The 14125-nt window shown below is 64.9% G+C and carries 13 protein-coding genes; 9 read left to right on the top strand and 4 right to left on the bottom strand.

The annotated features are described in order from the left end of the window. The first annotated feature begins 261 nt into the window (after positions 1-261). Positions 262-1392 (top strand): phosphoserine transaminase, encoded by a 1131-nt coding sequence (serC, locus tag ACIQTZ_RS08525; RefSeq protein ID WP_402979473.1) that lies wholly within the window; start codon positions 262-264, stop codon positions 1390-1392. Positions 1393-1478: 86 nt separating this feature from the next. Here serC and ACIQTZ_RS08520 read toward each other — a convergent pair whose 3' ends face one another. Continuing rightward, positions 1479-2126, bottom strand: coding sequence for a DUF3027 domain-containing protein (locus tag ACIQTZ_RS08520; RefSeq protein WP_402979471.1), 648 nt, complete (start codon positions 2124-2126; stop codon positions 1479-1481). A gap of 7 nt (positions 2127-2133) precedes the next feature. Further along, entirely contained in the window at positions 2134-2517 is a 384-nt protein-coding gene (locus ACIQTZ_RS08515; protein ID WP_397323143.1) for a cold-shock protein, read from the bottom strand. Between the two features lie 192 nt (positions 2518-2709). On the opposite strand from ACIQTZ_RS08515, the gene ACIQTZ_RS08510 reads away from it, so the two are divergent. The 5 genes from ACIQTZ_RS08510 to ACIQTZ_RS08490 all read left to right on the top strand — a co-directional run bounded on the left by ACIQTZ_RS08510 (position 2710) and on the right by ACIQTZ_RS08490 (position 9861). Further along, entirely contained in the window at positions 2710-2925 is a 216-nt protein-coding gene (locus tag ACIQTZ_RS08510; protein WP_400334059.1) for a hypothetical protein, read from the top strand. An 86-nt stretch (positions 2926-3011) separates the two neighbouring features. Continuing rightward, entirely contained in the window at positions 3012-5477 is a 2466-nt protein-coding gene (locus tag ACIQTZ_RS08505) for a helicase-associated domain-containing protein (RefSeq protein ID WP_402979469.1), read from the top strand. A gap of 25 nt (positions 5478-5502) precedes the next feature. Next, the gene (locus ACIQTZ_RS08500) at positions 5503-7164 is read left to right on the top strand and encodes a DNA repair helicase XPB (RefSeq protein WP_402979466.1); all 1662 of its coding nucleotides are present in this window, start codon (positions 5503-5505) and stop codon (positions 7162-7164) included. Positions 7165-7371: 207 nt separating this feature from the next. Continuing rightward, positions 7372-7842, top strand: a complete 471-nt coding sequence (locus ACIQTZ_RS08495) for a hypothetical protein (protein ID WP_400334050.1) — start codon at positions 7372-7374, stop codon at positions 7840-7842. A gap of 12 nt (positions 7843-7854) precedes the next feature. Then, positions 7855-9861: a multicopper oxidase family protein gene (locus ACIQTZ_RS08490; RefSeq protein WP_402979463.1), complete on the top strand. Its 2007-nt coding sequence runs from the start codon at positions 7855-7857 to the stop codon at positions 9859-9861. Positions 9862-9880: 19 nt separating this feature from the next. On the opposite strand, the gene ACIQTZ_RS08485 is transcribed toward ACIQTZ_RS08490, so the two are convergent. Together ACIQTZ_RS08485 and ACIQTZ_RS08480 are read right to left on the bottom strand one after the other, a co-directional pair. Continuing rightward, complete coding sequence (locus ACIQTZ_RS08485; protein WP_402979460.1) at positions 9881-10105, bottom strand: hypothetical protein; 225 nt, start codon at positions 10103-10105, stop codon at positions 9881-9883. Between the two features lie 69 nt (positions 10106-10174). Continuing rightward, a complete protein-coding gene (locus ACIQTZ_RS08480; RefSeq protein WP_402979457.1) occupies positions 10175-11086 on the bottom strand; it encodes a LysR family transcriptional regulator ArgP in 912 nt (303 codons plus the stop codon). Between the two features lie 68 nt (positions 11087-11154). On the opposite strand from ACIQTZ_RS08480, the gene ACIQTZ_RS08475 reads away from it, so the two are divergent. From ACIQTZ_RS08475 to ACIQTZ_RS08465, 3 genes are all read left to right on the top strand, one after another. Beyond that, positions 11155-11784 (top strand): LysE/ArgO family amino acid transporter, encoded by a 630-nt coding sequence (locus tag ACIQTZ_RS08475; RefSeq protein WP_402979454.1) that lies wholly within the window; start codon positions 11155-11157, stop codon positions 11782-11784. 82 nt (positions 11785-11866) lie between these two features. Beyond that, positions 11867-12577, top strand: coding sequence for a response regulator transcription factor (locus tag ACIQTZ_RS08470; protein ID WP_347109954.1), 711 nt, complete (start codon positions 11867-11869; stop codon positions 12575-12577). Between the two features lie 2 nt (positions 12578-12579). Next, positions 12580-14025 (top strand): ATP-binding protein, encoded by a 1446-nt coding sequence (locus ACIQTZ_RS08465; protein ID WP_400334036.1) that lies wholly within the window; start codon positions 12580-12582, stop codon positions 14023-14025. Positions 14026-14125: the final 100 nt, after the last annotated feature.

The following is a 14125-nucleotide window of genomic DNA, read 5'->3' as shown; positions in this document are numbered from 1 at the left end:
TCCACCGTACCGCGTCCAGACGAGGCGGTCGGTCCCGCGGCGCCGCCCCATGACGCCTCCTCCAGCTTAGCTTATTTGGAATTACTCTGAATAATCCTCCTTCGCGTTCCTGCGCTCCCGGACTGCACCGTTCCACGTGGCGGACTATGACAACCGCAGGTTCCTGCCCGCGCGCCGTGTCAGGCAGAATTGGGGTGTCGAAGGAGCAGTTGATGCCACCTGCCACGACCCATCTTTGACCGATACCCATTGGAGCCACCCGTGAGCGACAACAGCATCACCATTCCCGCCGACCTGCTGCCCAAGGACGGACGCTTCGGCGCAGGACCGTCCAAGGTCCGCCCGGAGCAGGTCGAAGCCCTGTCCGCCGCGGCCGCCACCCTTCTTGGCACGTCCCACCGCCAGGCACCGGTGAAGAACCTCGTGGGGTCCGTCCGCGAAGGCCTCAGCACTTTCTTCCGCGCCCCGGAGGGCTACGAGGTTGTCCTCGGCGTCGGCGGTTCCACGGCGTTCTGGGATGTCGCAGCGTTCGGCCTGGTGGAGAAGAAGGCCCAGCACCTCTCCTTCGGCGAGTTCGGTTCCAAGTTCGCGGCGGCCACCAACAAGGCTCCCTTCCTGGACGCCTCCTCCATCATCAAGTCCGAGCCGGGCACCCGTCCGTCGCCGCAGGCCGAGGCCGGGGTGGATGTCTACGCCTGGCCACAGAACGAGACGTCCACGGGCGTCTCAGCTCCGGTCAAGCGCATTGACGGCGCAGACGAAGGCTCGCTGATCGTGGTGGACGCAACCTCTGCCGCCGGTGGCCTGGACGTGGACGTCGCGGAGTCCGACGTGTACTACTTCGCGCCGCAAAAGAATTTCGCTTCCGACGGCGGCCTGTGGCTGGGCCTCTTCTCCCCCGCCGCGCTGGAGCGCGCTGCCCGGGTGAAGGCCAGCGGCCGCTGGATCCCCGACTTCCTGGACCTCCAGACAGCGATCGACAACTCCAAGCTGAACCAGACCTACAACACGCCGTCGTTGTCCACGCTGGTCACGCTGGACGCCCAGGTGCAGTGGCTCAACAGCAACGGTGGCCTGGATTTCGCCAGCAAGCGCACGGCGGACTCCGCCAGCCGCGTGTACTCCTGGGCCGAGGCCTCCGAGTACGCCACGCCCTTCGTGGCCAACGCCGAGGAACGCTCCAACGTCATCGCCACCATCGACTTCGATGATTCGATCGACGCAGCTGCCATCGCCAAGGTGCTGCGCGCCAACGGAGTGGTGGACACCGAGCCTTACCGGAAGCTTGGCCGCAACCAGCTCCGGATCGCCACGTTCGTGGCCATCGAACCGGATGACGTTTCGGCACTGCTCGCCAGCATCGACTACGTGGTTGGCGAACTGAAGAAGTAAACACCATCAGCGGCCGCACGGCCGGAACGCTAAAAGGCGCCTGCCGGGAAGGATTCTTCCCGGCAGGCGCCTTTTTGTGTCTTCAGTTATTGCTGGTCGTCCTGGCCGGAGTGGTCCGCGTCTTCGACGGCGTCCCCGGTCTCGTCCGAATCGTCATCCGCGTCGTCATCAACCTGGGCATCGTCTTCGCCCGCCTTGACCGTTTCCTCGGCGACGTCTTCCTCGGTCTCTTCAACCAACGGCTTCTCGTCCTCCGGGCGGACCCGTTTGGCCCACGGCACCCATTCCGGCGCAAGGATGGAGTCCTCGGACGGCAGGAGCCCCAGCTCGCTGACGGTGACGATTTTGGAACGCGAGTTACGGGTCACCACGGCGTACCACTGCCAGCCGCCGTAACCTGCCAGCTTCGATTCGAACAGGTGGGTCACCACCCGGTCGCCTTCCGATTTGGCTCCGAGGTGCGCACCTACTTCCCCACGGTTGGCAATGCCTTCCACGGCCTGGCGGGCGACGTCGACGGCGGCAGCCAGGTAGGAGTCCGGCTTGCCGGTGCGCCATACAGGAACGCCGGCGCGCGGCTTCGGGGCTGCGGCCTTGGCTTCAGCGGGCTTCCGCCCGGGAACTTCCCTGGTGGCAGGGGCGTCCCCGTTTGCAGGAGCCTCGGCAACGGGGAGGGCAGGGGTTTCCTGAGCGCCTTCCCCTGCCTCTATATCCCGTGCGGATTCCGATGTCATGGCGTTCCTAGGCTTCCAGCTCGTCGGCAACCTTGCGCAGCGCCATTCCGATCGCCTTGGCCTTGTTGCCTTCCGGATACTTTCCCGAGGACAACGTACCGGACAGATTGTCCAGGACGGTGACCAGGTCCTGGACCAGCGGTGCCAGGTCGCGGGCGTTCATGCGCTTGGCCTTTGCGATGGAGGGGGTCTTGTCCAGGACGCGCAGGCCCAGCGCCTGGGCACCGCGGCGGCCGTCGGCAACGCCGAACTCCACGCGCGTACCGGCCTTCAGCTCGGTGACCCCTGCAGGCAGGGACGTCTTGGGCAGGAAAACTTCCTGGCCGTCTTCGGCCGCGAGGAATCCGAAGCCCTTTTCCTTGTCATACCACTTGACCTTGCCGGTGGGCACGTAATCAACCTTCTTCGTTCTTGCGTGGAAACACGTCGGGCCGCCACCGCATCCACAGAGTCCTGCGGGATCGAGGGTGACAGCCCGCTCCGTGTGGGTCTGTTCCTTCAAGGTTATCCTGCCGGGCACCCTAATCATGCTTCGCACCGTCCCGCGTAGCGGCGACCGCGAGCAAACAGCTAGCGTTGAGGCATGACTTCCACGGGTTACCGCCGCCCCCTGACGATTGCCGCCGCGATCGTTGCCATCATTTCCCTGGCCGCCGTCGCGGCTGTCATGGCCATCGCCTTCAACGGCGGAATTGCACCCGTGTGGATCACGTCGACGGCGCTCTATGGGCTGCCCTTGGCCTTCATCCTGGCCGTTGTTCCCGTGGTGGACGCCGTCCGCCAGCGTCGCCGCCACTAGCTGACCTGCAGTTGCGGGTCCCGCTTTGCGTGGCAAAACACGAGCCAAGCGCGCAGAGCAGGCCCGGCAACGGTAAATTTGAAGTGATGTCCCTCATTCGCGCGCTCAGCAAGGAACTTGAAACGCGCAGCGACGCCTCGCTGCGGGCTCTGTTTGCCGCGCGACCGGACCTGATCTCGCCCATGGCCCCCGATTTCGCGGCCCTGGCGGCGCGGGCCAGCGCGCGGGTCAGTGTGCAGCGGGCCTTGGAACGCCTCACCAAACCCGAGATGCAGGTCCTGGAAACACTGCATCTCTGTACCAACGCGGATACGGGCCACAGCGTTTCGGCGGCAGGACTGAAGAAGGCCATTGCCGGGTCCACCCTCTCAGCCCTGGAACCCATCCTCGCCAAGCTGCAGGAACTGGCTTTGATCCACCGGGCCGAGGCGCCACCGGCCACCCATCCTCCGGCAAGTTCGCGGCAAAAGTTCTATCTTCCCGTGGGCAGCCTGAAGGACGTCATCGGGATCTACCCCGCCGGGCTGGGGCGCAGCTACACCGAGTTGGTCCGGCTCCAACCCGCCTTCGCCCAGCGGGTAGTCCAGTTGGTGGGCGAACTCCACCACAGCGGACTCGGTATCCACCCGGCCAGCACCCCCATGGACGCAGCCCTCTCGCTCCAGCGCTGGACGTCGACCCCCGAGGGCGTCCGCGACATCCTGGCCAACGCGCCGGAACGGACCATCGGCCTCCTGGACAAGTTCGGAAGCTGGGCCATGGGTGCCGTACCCCAAGCGCAAAGGCGCGCCTCGGTCACCCACGAAAGTGCCGACGTCGGGCCAATCGACTGGCTCCTGGCCCGCGGACTGCTGGTCCCCCTGGACGCCGGCCACGTGGAATTGCCGCACAGCGTCGGCATTGCGTTGCGAGGCGGGGCCGTTGTTGACGACTTCACCCTGGCACCCCCGGTTCCGGAGCTCGGGCACACCAGCGCAGCCCTGCGTCGCAATGCGGCCCTGGGTGCCATTGCAGAAACCCTCCGGCTGTCCAACGAACTGCTGTTCGCCGTCCGGGAGCAACCCCTGGCAACCCTGCGGAGCGGCGGCGTGGGGGTCCGCGAATTGCGGCGGCTCGCCGAGTCCATCCGCTGCGGCGTCCATCAAACGGCGATCCTGCTGGAAACCTGTGCCCTGGCCGGATTGCTGCGGCTGGACGTTGACAGCTCCACCTGGGTCCAGCCGCCGTCGTTGGAGTGGCTGACCTTGCCGCGGCAGGAACAATGGCTGTGGCTGGTCAACGCCTGGCTGGTCAGCGAGCGCGCGCCGTCGTTGGTGGGCCAGCCCCTTGCCGGCAGCAGCCCGGCGGCGCATCCAGGAACTGCCGGAACCACCATCAATGCCTTGTCCGCGGAAGCGCAGCGGCCTGACGCCCCGGTGGTCCGCCGGAGGATCCTGGAGATCCTCAACGAACTCACCGTGGAGGCGGCGGCCCCCGATGGCAAGGCTCCCGTCCTGGATGCCCGTGCGGTGCTGCAGCGTGCGGAATGGACCCAGCCCCGGATGTCGCGGCGTTTCAGTTCGCTGGTCAAGGGCATCCTTGAGGAGGCCACGCTCCTGGGACTCATGGGTTCCGGGGCTTTCACGCAGCTGGGGTCCGCCCTCGCCGTTGGCCAGCCGGATGAAGCCATGGCCATTCTTGGCGAGCACTTGCCTGCGGCGGTCAACCACATCCTGCTGCAGGCTGACCTGACGGCGGTGGCACCGGGCTACCTTGCCCCGGAACTCAGCGAAACGCTGTTGCTCATGGCCGACGCCGAGGGGCAGGGACCGGCGTCGATCTACCGTTTTTCCGCCGCGACCATCCGCAGGGCGCTCGACGCCGGACAGGATGCGGAATCGCTGTTGGCATTCTTGCGCGAACATTCGGCAACGGATGTGCCCCAGCCCCTTGCTTATCTGGTGCAGGACACCGCATCACGGCACGGCCGCTTGCGTGTCAGCTCCAGTGCCAGCTTTATCCAGAGCGATGACGAGTCAGCCATCGCCGAGCTCCTCCAGGAAGCCCGGACGTCCGTACTGAGCCTGGTCCGCATCGCCCCGACAGTCCTGACATCGGCCGCCAGCCCCCGCGAAACCGCGCGGGTCCTGCGCGAGCTGGGACTCTCGCCCGCAGTGCAGGAGGTGGAGCCCGCCGTCGTGCGTTTCAAACGGACCACGGCGGTGGCCGGCAGCGCGCGGCCGGTGTATACGGCGCCCCGGACGGCTCCACCGGACGACGACGTCGAGGCGCAGCTTTCCATCCTGCGCCAGCATCGCAGTGTCCCGGCCGACGGTACGGGGGAGGCTTCGACGCAGCTGGGCCTGGAAACCCTGCAGAAGGCCATCCGGCTGAAACAAGCCGTGACCATGAACGTGGTGGACAGCCTGGGCAACTCGAACACCGAAACGGTGGTCCCGGTTTCTGTCTCCGGCGGCCGGGTGAGGGTGTTCGATCCCGGCAAGGACACCGAACGGGTGTTGTCCATCCACCGGATCATTGACGTTGAACCCGCCGGAGACCGGCACAAGTGAGTGATGCAGACGTGAGGATTCAAGAGTGACCGACGGTCCCCTGATCGTTCAAAGCGATAAAACCATCCTGCTGGAAGTCGACCATGAGCTTGCCACGGAGGCCCGGCATGCCATCGCGGCGTTCGCGGAGCTGGAGCGCGCTCCGGAGCACATGCACAGCTACCGCCTCACTCCCTTGGGACTGTGGAATGCGCGGGCCGCCGGGCTGGACGCGGAACAGGTGCTGGACACACTGTTGAAGTACTCGCGTTTCCCCGTGCCGCACGCCCTGCTGATCGACATCGAAGAAACCATGTCCCGGTACGGCCGGCTCCGCTTGGAGAAGGATCCACAGCATGGCCTGGTGATGCGGACGGACGACTACCCCGTCCTGGAGGAGGTCATCCGCGCCAAGAAGATCGCCCCGCTGCTGGGGCCACGGATCGATGGGGAAACCGTGGTGGTCCATTCATCCCAGCGCGGGCAGTTGAAGCAGTTGCTGCTCAAACTCGGGTGGCCCGCGGAAGACCTGGCCGGTTACGTTGATGGCCAGCCGCACCTGATCATGCTCGACGAAACCGGTTGGGAGCTGCGCCCTTACCAAAAGGTGGCCACGGAGAACTTCTGGGCCGGCGGCAGCGGCGTCGTCGTCCTTCCGTGCGGTGCCGGAAAGACCCTGGTGGGTGCCGCCGCGATGGCCACCTCCTCCACCACCACACTGATCCTGGTGACCAACACGGTCTCGGCCCGGCAGTGGCGGGACGAACTGCTCAAGCGGACCTCGCTCACCGAGGACGAGATCGGCGAGTACTCGGGTGCGGTCAAGGAAGTCCGGCCCGTCACCATCGCCACCTACCAAGTGCTCACCACCAAGCGCGGCGGACTGTATCCCCACCTGGAACTCGTGGACGGCCACGACTGGGGCCTCATCATCTACGACGAAGTCCATCTGCTGCCCGCACCGATCTTCCGGATGACTGCGGACCTGCAGGCCAGGCGGCGGCTGGGCCTGACTGCCACGTTGGTCCGCGAGGACGGCCGCGAAGGCGAAGTCTTCAGCCTGATCGGACCCAAACGGTACGACGCCCCGTGGAAGGACATCGAAGCCCAAGGCTATATTGCCCCCGCTGACTGCGTGGAGGTCCGGGTGGACCTCCCCCGCGACGAACGGGTGGCCTACGCCATGGCCGACGACGCGGACAAGTATCGTCTGTGCGCCACCTCGGAGACCAAGACTGCCCTGGTGGAACAACTGGTGGAGGCCCACAGGGGCGAACAGCTGCTGGTGATCGGACAATACATCGACCAGCTCGACGAGATCGCGGAACGCCTGGACGCGCCGGTGATCAAGGGCGAGACGAGCGTCAAGGCACGGCAGAAACTCTTCGATGCCTTCCGCAAAGGTGAGATCCACACCTTGGTGGTTTCCAAGGTGGCCAACTTCTCCATCGACCTTCCGGAGGCGTCGGTAGCCATCCAGGTCTCGGGCTCTTTCGGGTCTCGCCAGGAGGAAGCCCAGCGGCTGGGGCGCCTGCTGCGGCCCAAGCAGGACGGACGGGCAGCGAGGTTCTACTCGCTGGTTGCCCGCGACACCCTGGACCAGGACTTCGCGGCGAAACGCCAGAGATTCCTTGCCGAACAGGGTTACGCCTACCGCATCATGGATGCCAAGGACATCGGGAAAGACGTGGGCACGGAACAGGCGTGAGCATGATTGCGTGCTGAATAACCGCAGTTCCCTTGCTATTTATCTCCAGCAATTTTACGATTCCAAGTGAAGCTCTCCGCCCTGATGGGTTGCCCCTGGTCCAGGCAACCTGGCGGCCAGTCGTCGGCAGTGGGGGAAGCCCGCAGCCAGGGAGCCGGCGATTCGAAGGCCTAGACGAATCCGTGAAGTCTTGTCCGAGGATTCCCCATGCGTAAGACCCTCCTGGTCCTTGCGGCCATCATCCTGCTCTCATCACTCGCCCAACTGTTTTTCGCCGGATACTTCCACTTCCAAAACACCATCGAAGCCCAGCGCGAGGCAGGCGTGTACCACGTCATGAACGGCCAGTTCGTGCTGCGCTACGCCGCCCTGCTTGCCGTCATCGTGGCCGCGATCGCCCGGGCGGGTTCCCGGACCATCTGGCTCGCTGCCGGCATTTTCCTGATGACCTGGGTCCAACTGTTCATCTTCATCATCGGAGGTATGCTGACCGGTTCTTCGGAGGACTTCATCACTCCCTCCGGGTCCTGGGTGGCGTCAATCCATCCCATCACCGGCTTGATGATCATCTTCATGTCCTACTGGTTGTTCAACCGGGCACGGGCCGTGGCACTGAATCCACAGCCGCTGCCACCCAAAGCCTCGTCCACGGATGCTTCAGCTTCCGCAACGGCTTGATCAACGGCAGCTGTGAACTCCTCACAGCTGATGGCCGTGGACCTGGTGCTGGCGGTCCTTGCCGCCGGTGCCTGGATCGCGGCAGCCTGGCTGACATCATCCCGAAAGGCACGGCGCCATGGGGTGGACGCTGCCTTGCTGGCCCTGGGCGTTGCCGTCCTGGCAACGGCCGGCCGCTACGCACTGCTTCCTGCCTTGGCGGCAAGCAGCTGGTGGTTTGCCCATGAGCGCATAACCATCAGCCTGCCGTTGACCGCCATTCCCGCGGTTGGGGCCGCGATGGCCGGTGTTCCGTATTTGCTGAGGAAGCGGAACACCGGCTCACCATCCGCCCCTGTCCCTGCCGGGCGCGGACGTCAGTGGGCCGTGCTGTCACTCGTGGCTGCCGGGGCTGCGGCTGTGGGATCGCTCGGGCTGGCATTCATCCTGGGACCGTTCCCGGCCGTGTGGTCCCTGGTGATCCTGCTGTTCCTCGTGGGCGGCACCGTCCTGACGGCCAAACTCGCCCTGTTTCCACCGGTCCGCGGAGGGTCCGTGACACCGGGAAGGCGCACAACGGCGGTCACTGCGGTCGCCGGGCTCCTGGCCTGTACCGCTTTGGGGTCGGGGGTCTTCGCCTGGCTCGGCAGCCGCGCGGCCGACGGCACCGGAATTGCCACCGCGGTGGGACACCACGACGGCGGTGCAACAGTTCCGGTAGCAGCGCCGGTTCCGGTGACCACGCTGTTGGGCAGCTCTCCCGCACATGCCGTGGTTCGCCACTATGAACTCACCGCCCGCGTGGAACAGGTGACGCTGCCTTCCGGGCAATCTGTCCAGGCCTGGACGTTCGGGAGCTTGCCGGGGCCCACCTTGGAGGCACAGCAGGGCGAGGTAATGGAGGTGGTGCTGAACAACCGGGATGTGACGGCCGGGGTCACGCTCCATTGGCATGGTTACGACGTCCCCAACGCCATGGACGGGGTTGCCGGCGCAACGCAGGATGCCGTGATGCCCGGGCAATCCATGACCTACCGTTTCACAGCCACACAAGTGGGTACGTATTGGTACCACACGCACCAGGATTCTGCCGAGGGAGTCCGGAAGGGACTCTACGGCGTATTCGTCGTGCACGGCACCACCGATGTCCGTCCTGATGCGGACATCGCGGTAGCCGGACACGACCTCAGCGGTCTGGGGTTGCTGGGCTCCTCAGACCGTAGCAGCGCGTACACGGCCACGCCGGGATCCACCGTCCGCGTGCGACTCGTCAATACCGATTCGCTGCCCCAGCGGTACGTAGTGTCCGGGACGTCCTTCAAGGTAGTTGCCGTGGACGGGACCTTTGTGAACCAACCCGGAGAGGTAACGGGAAAGCTGCTCCGGATAGGGGCGGGTGGCCGGAACGACCTCACGTTCACCATGCCGGCTGCACCAGTGACCGTCCACTCCGATGCGGCCGCGGATGCTGTGGTGGTCATTTCTCCACCGGACTGGACCTCCGGGACTCCCGCGAAACCCGCGGCAGGCGTTTATGCGAGCACTCCGGTCCTGGATCTTCTGGGCTATGGCAAGCCCGTATCCGGGCAACCGTCCGTTCCGGCGGCGACTCGCGAAGAAGTGGTAGTGCTGGACCGGCAATTCCGCTTCGTGGACGGAATCCCGCGCTACGCCTTCACCGTCAACGGCGCTGCGTACCCCTTGGTGCCGGCCATGGAGGTGGCCGAAGGGGATGTCCTGAACGTGACGATCGTGAACAGGACCGCCGAACCTCATCCGATGCATCCCCACGGCCACCACGTCTTGGTCCTGAGCCGCAACGGAACGGCGCCTACAGGTTCTCCGCTACTGCTGGACACCGTAGACATCCAACCAGGGGAAGTCTGGCAAGTGCAGCTGACCGCCGACAATCCAGGAATCTGGATGGACCACTGCCACAACCTGGACCACGCCGCCGAGGGCATGATGATGTTGCTGCAGTACCAGGGCGTCTCGTCGCCGTTCGTGCACGGAGGCCACGCGCACAACAAGCCGGAGTAACCTCCGGCGCGTTGTGCGTCTAGGCCACCAGGCGGAGGTGGGCGTGGATCTCCACGCGTTCCACTATCGCCCAGGAATCTTCCGTGCGGAGCTGCAATGCCACAAAGCGCTCGGCGGCAGCAAGGTCATCGAATTCTTCAATCTGAACCGGGCCAGTCTGGGAGTCGGAGTAGCTCACGTGGTACTCGTATTCGACGTCGGCCGACGGGGACGTGCTGCTGGTTGGTGCTGTTTTCTTTGCCATGTTTCCAGTGTGGGATGGGGCACTGACATTTTTGGAAGCATCGGCGGGCGTGTTCCACATCCGTTGCAGCTATGGCTTGCGCAGGAACTCCGCCGCAGCCTCCCTGACCGTATCGCTCACCACATCCAACACCGTGGATGCCGTCTTCCAACGCTGCCAGTACAAGGGGACATCGAAGGGCCGGTCCGGCGCGAGCTCGATCAGCCGGCCATCTGCGATGTCCGGCCCACACTGGACCTCGGGAATCAGGCCCCACCCCAATCCCAGCCTGATCGCGTCTCCGAAGTCATGGGACGCAGGAACATAGTGGCGTGGTCCTTTCCGGTCAGGAGTTGCCTGCGGTTTCCCCGGCCACGTCCTGACGAAGGCCCACTGATACGTGTCCTTCCGGTCGAAATCGACGGTGGGGGCAGTATTGAGCTTTTCCTGGTCCACGCCGTCGGCAAACCAACGCCGGGCGAAGGCAGGTTCCGCCACCGCCCGGTACCTCATGACGCCCAGCGGCTCCACCCGGCAACCCTGTACGGGATCCGGAGTCGCGGTCACGGCGGCCATCACCTTGCCGGAGCGAAGGAAGGACGCAGAATGCTGCTCGTCGTCCCGGTGGAGATCGAAAGTGACGTTCAATTCCTTGGGAAGACGGGCCAGGGCTTGGAGGAACCACATGGACAAGGAATCGGCGTTGACCACGATGGGGATGGCCAGCCGCGGCCCGTCGGAGCCCAACCCGAGTTCCGTCCCTGCGTCAGCTTCGAGTTGCGCCACTTGCCGTGCCAGGCGCAGCACTACCTCGCCGGCTTCCGTGGCCTGGGCCGGATTGCTGCGCTGCAACAGGACCCTGCCCGCCGATTGCTCCAGGGCTTTGAGTCGCTGTGACACGGCTGAGGGCGTGATGTGAAGCTGCCGTGCTGCTGCGTCCAACGTCCCTTCGGAGAGGACGGCGGCGAACGTCAGCAATTGCTCGGAGGGAAATTGGCTCATAAGAATATCTTAGGCAGCTTCAGAATCTTTAGCTGGTCTAAAGAACATCCGATTCATAGTTTTGAAGGGTGAACACTGCTGACATCTTCAATACTGCCGGGCTTGGCCTGGCCACCGGACTCGCCCTCATCGTCGCCATCGGGGCACAGAACGCCTTCGTGCTCCGGCAAGGAATCCGTGGTGAACACATTGGCCCCATCGTCGCTGTCTGCGCCCTGTCAGACGCTGTCCTCATCGCAGCAGGAGTCCTGGGCATCGGTGCGCTGATCGCGGCGGCGCCTGCCGCCGTCGTGATTCTCCGCTTTGTGGGCGCAGCGTTCCTGGTGACCTATGGCGCAATGGCGGCCCGCCGTGCACTGCGGTCCCAGGCGCTCCTCGCGGGCGATGGATCCAGCTACCCAGGCAAGCGGGGGCTTGCCGCCGCCGTCACCACCATGCTGGCCCTGACGTGGCTGAACCCGCACGTTTACCTGGATATTGCCTTGCTCGGATCGATCGCCAGCGCCCAGGGAACACAGTTGCAGTGGTGGTTCGGTATCGGTGCAATGGTTGGCAGCGTCCTATGGTTTTCGGCGCTCGGCTTCGGGGCGAGGTTCCTCCGCGGATTCTTCGCCAAGCCCTTGGCATGGCGGTTCCTGGATGGTGGCATCGCCGTGACCATGACCGCCTTGGGGATAGGGCTGGCACTGGGCGCGTAAGGACCTGGTACCGTCGCGGCACGCAGCGCCCTCCCATAGAGCATCCAGATAACTCCCAGAATCTGGGAGCATCATGGGTGTCATGAAAAAGAACGGCCCCGAAGCCAAGCTCCTTGTCGTCGACGACGAACCCAACATCCGCGAGCTTCTCTCCACGTCACTGCGCTTTGCAGGTTTCGAGGTCGTAGCCGCATCGAATGGCCGCGAAGCCCTCGCAGCCGCAGACACCCACGCCCCCGATCTTGCCGTCCTGGACGTCATGCTTCCGGACATGGACGGCTTCACGGTGACACGGCGCCTCCGTGCTGCCGGCAAGCACTTCCCCGTATTGTTCCTGACGGCCAAGGACGATACCGAGGACAAGGTCACCGGCCTGACCGTTGGTGGCGATGACTACGTCACCAAGCCCTTCAGCCTGGACGAAGTCGTTGCCCGCATCCGTGCCGTCCTGCGCCGCACCCAGCCGCTGGAAGACGACGACGCCGTGATCCGTGTGGACGATCTGGAACTCGATGACGACGCCCACGAGGTTCGCCGTGGCGGGACCGTGATCGAACTGTCCCCCACCGAATTCAAGCTGCTTCGCTACCTCATGCTGAACCCCAACCGCGTCCTGTCCAAGGCCCAGATCCTGGACCACGTGTGGGAATACGACTTCAACGGCGACGCCTCCATCGTTGAGTCGTACATCTCCTACCTGCGCAGGAAGGTGGACATTGACCCCGATGCCGCCGCCCTGATCCAGACAAAGCGTGGCGTGGGCTACGTCTTGCGGACGGCAGAGAAGCGCTGACCTTGCTGCAACGCTGGAAATCGGCGTCCCTGAGGTCGCAACTCGTTGCAATCATCATGGGGCTGCTCCTCTTGGCCCTGGCTGCGACCGGGGCCGGTACGCTGACCCTCGTCAAGAGCTACCTCCAGGGCCAGGTGGACGACAAGCTCAAGGCCGCAGTTGCCCTTGCACAGGACCAGCAGTCGTTCGACAAATTGTCCGAGTACAACCCGGCCGTGCCTACGGATTACTCGCTGACACTCTATGTCTCCGGCCTTTCGCCGTACCCGTTCGGCGGGAACGCAAACGACCGCCCGGCGATCGCAAACATCACCCCGGCCGAAGCCAAGGCACGCGGCAATGCTCCCTTCCAGGTCAGCGGAACCGCGGGAACCAACTGGCGCGTAGTGGCCGTGGGAGTGGTGGCCAACGGCCAAAACGGCGTAGTGATCATCGGTCTGCCGCTGACGCCCGTGGACAAGGTCATGGAGCACGCCGTCCTGGTGGTTGTCGGGGTGGGGCTCCTGACACTGGTCCTGGCGTTCTTCATCGCCACCTGGACCGTGGCGCGGTCCTTCCGGCCACTGGCCCGTGTGGAGAAGACCGCCGCCGCCATCGCTGCAGGGGATCTCTCCCGCCGCGTCGAGATCGACAATCCGCACACCGAGGTGGGACGCCTGGGCGGCTCACTCAATGCCATGCTGGCGCACATTGAATCCTCTTTTGCCGCCCGCGCCGCGTCCGAAGCCCGCATGCGGCGGTTTGCCGCGGACGCCTCCCACGAACTCCGCACTCCCCTGGTCACCATCCGGGGTTTCTCCGAGCTGTATCGCCACGGCGCGCTGACCTCCCCCGATGACGTCTCGACGGCGATGGGCCGGATTGAGAGCGAAGCGAAGCGCATGGGGTCCATGGTTGAGGACCTGCTGATGCTGGCCCGGCTGGACGAGCAGCGCCCGCTGCACCTGAAGCCAGTGGATCTGCAGTTGCTGGCGAACGATGCCGTGGTGGATACCCGTGCCGCCTCCGGTGACCGCACCATCAGGCTGGTGGGACTGGACGGCACCTCTCCTGCACCTGCACCCGTCCAGGGCGACGAAGCCAAGCTGCGGCAGGTGATCGGAAACCTGGTGGGAAACGCCCTGCGGTACACACCGGACGGCAGCCCGATCGAACTGGCTGTTGGCGTCCGGACCGCCCCGGAGGGCTCCTTCTCCGCCATCGAGATCCGGGACCATGGCCCCGGCATTCCACAGGAAGAAACCAACAAGATCTTCGAACGCTTCTACCGCGCAGATACCTCGCGGACGCGCGAAACCGGCGGAAGCGGCTTGGGACTGGCCATTGTCGCCGCGATCGTGGGAAGCCACGGCGGTACCGTCAGGGTCACCGAGACCGACGGCGGCGGGGCCACGTTGGTGGTCAGCCTGCCCTTCCATGAGGAACCCGCCGAGGTGTTATCCACATAGCGGTAATCGACCTTTCCGCGGATTGCGGCTGGTGCCTAGGCTCGATGTTGTGGCCACGCTTCCACCGCGACACCGCGGAACATCCTCGTCGAAAGGCATC

The sequence above is a fragment of the Paenarthrobacter sp. NPDC090520 genome (assembly GCF_044769205.1).
Taxonomy (GTDB): Bacteria; Actinomycetota; Actinomycetes; order Actinomycetales; family Micrococcaceae; genus Arthrobacter.
The sequence above is the reverse complement of the archived record's forward strand: the minus strand, read 5'-3'. Positions and strand labels throughout refer to the sequence as shown.

Bases quoted from the DNA above. Each gene is read 5' to 3' on its own strand.
- ACIQTZ_RS08480 (WP_402979457.1), bottom strand. From the start codon at position 11,086: ATGAGCCAATTTCCCTCCGAGCAATTGCTGACGTTCGCCGCCGTCCTC.
- ACIQTZ_RS08495 (WP_400334050.1), top strand. From the start codon at position 7,372: ATGCGTAAGACCCTCCTGGTCCTTGCGGCCATCATCCTGCTCTCATCA.
- ACIQTZ_RS08485 (WP_402979460.1), bottom strand. From the start codon at position 10,105: ATGGCAAAGAAAACAGCACCAACCAGCAGCACGTCCCCGTCGGCCGAC.
- ACIQTZ_RS08510 (WP_400334059.1), top strand. From the start codon at position 2,710: ATGACTTCCACGGGTTACCGCCGCCCCCTGACGATTGCCGCCGCGATC.
- ACIQTZ_RS08520 (WP_402979471.1), bottom strand. From the start codon at position 2,126: ATGACATCGGAATCCGCACGGGATATAGAGGCAGGGGAAGGCGCTCAG.
- ACIQTZ_RS08470 (WP_347109954.1), top strand. From the start codon at position 11,867: ATGAAAAAGAACGGCCCCGAAGCCAAGCTCCTTGTCGTCGACGACGAA.
- ACIQTZ_RS08505 (WP_402979469.1), top strand. From the start codon at position 3,012: ATGTCCCTCATTCGCGCGCTCAGCAAGGAACTTGAAACGCGCAGCGAC.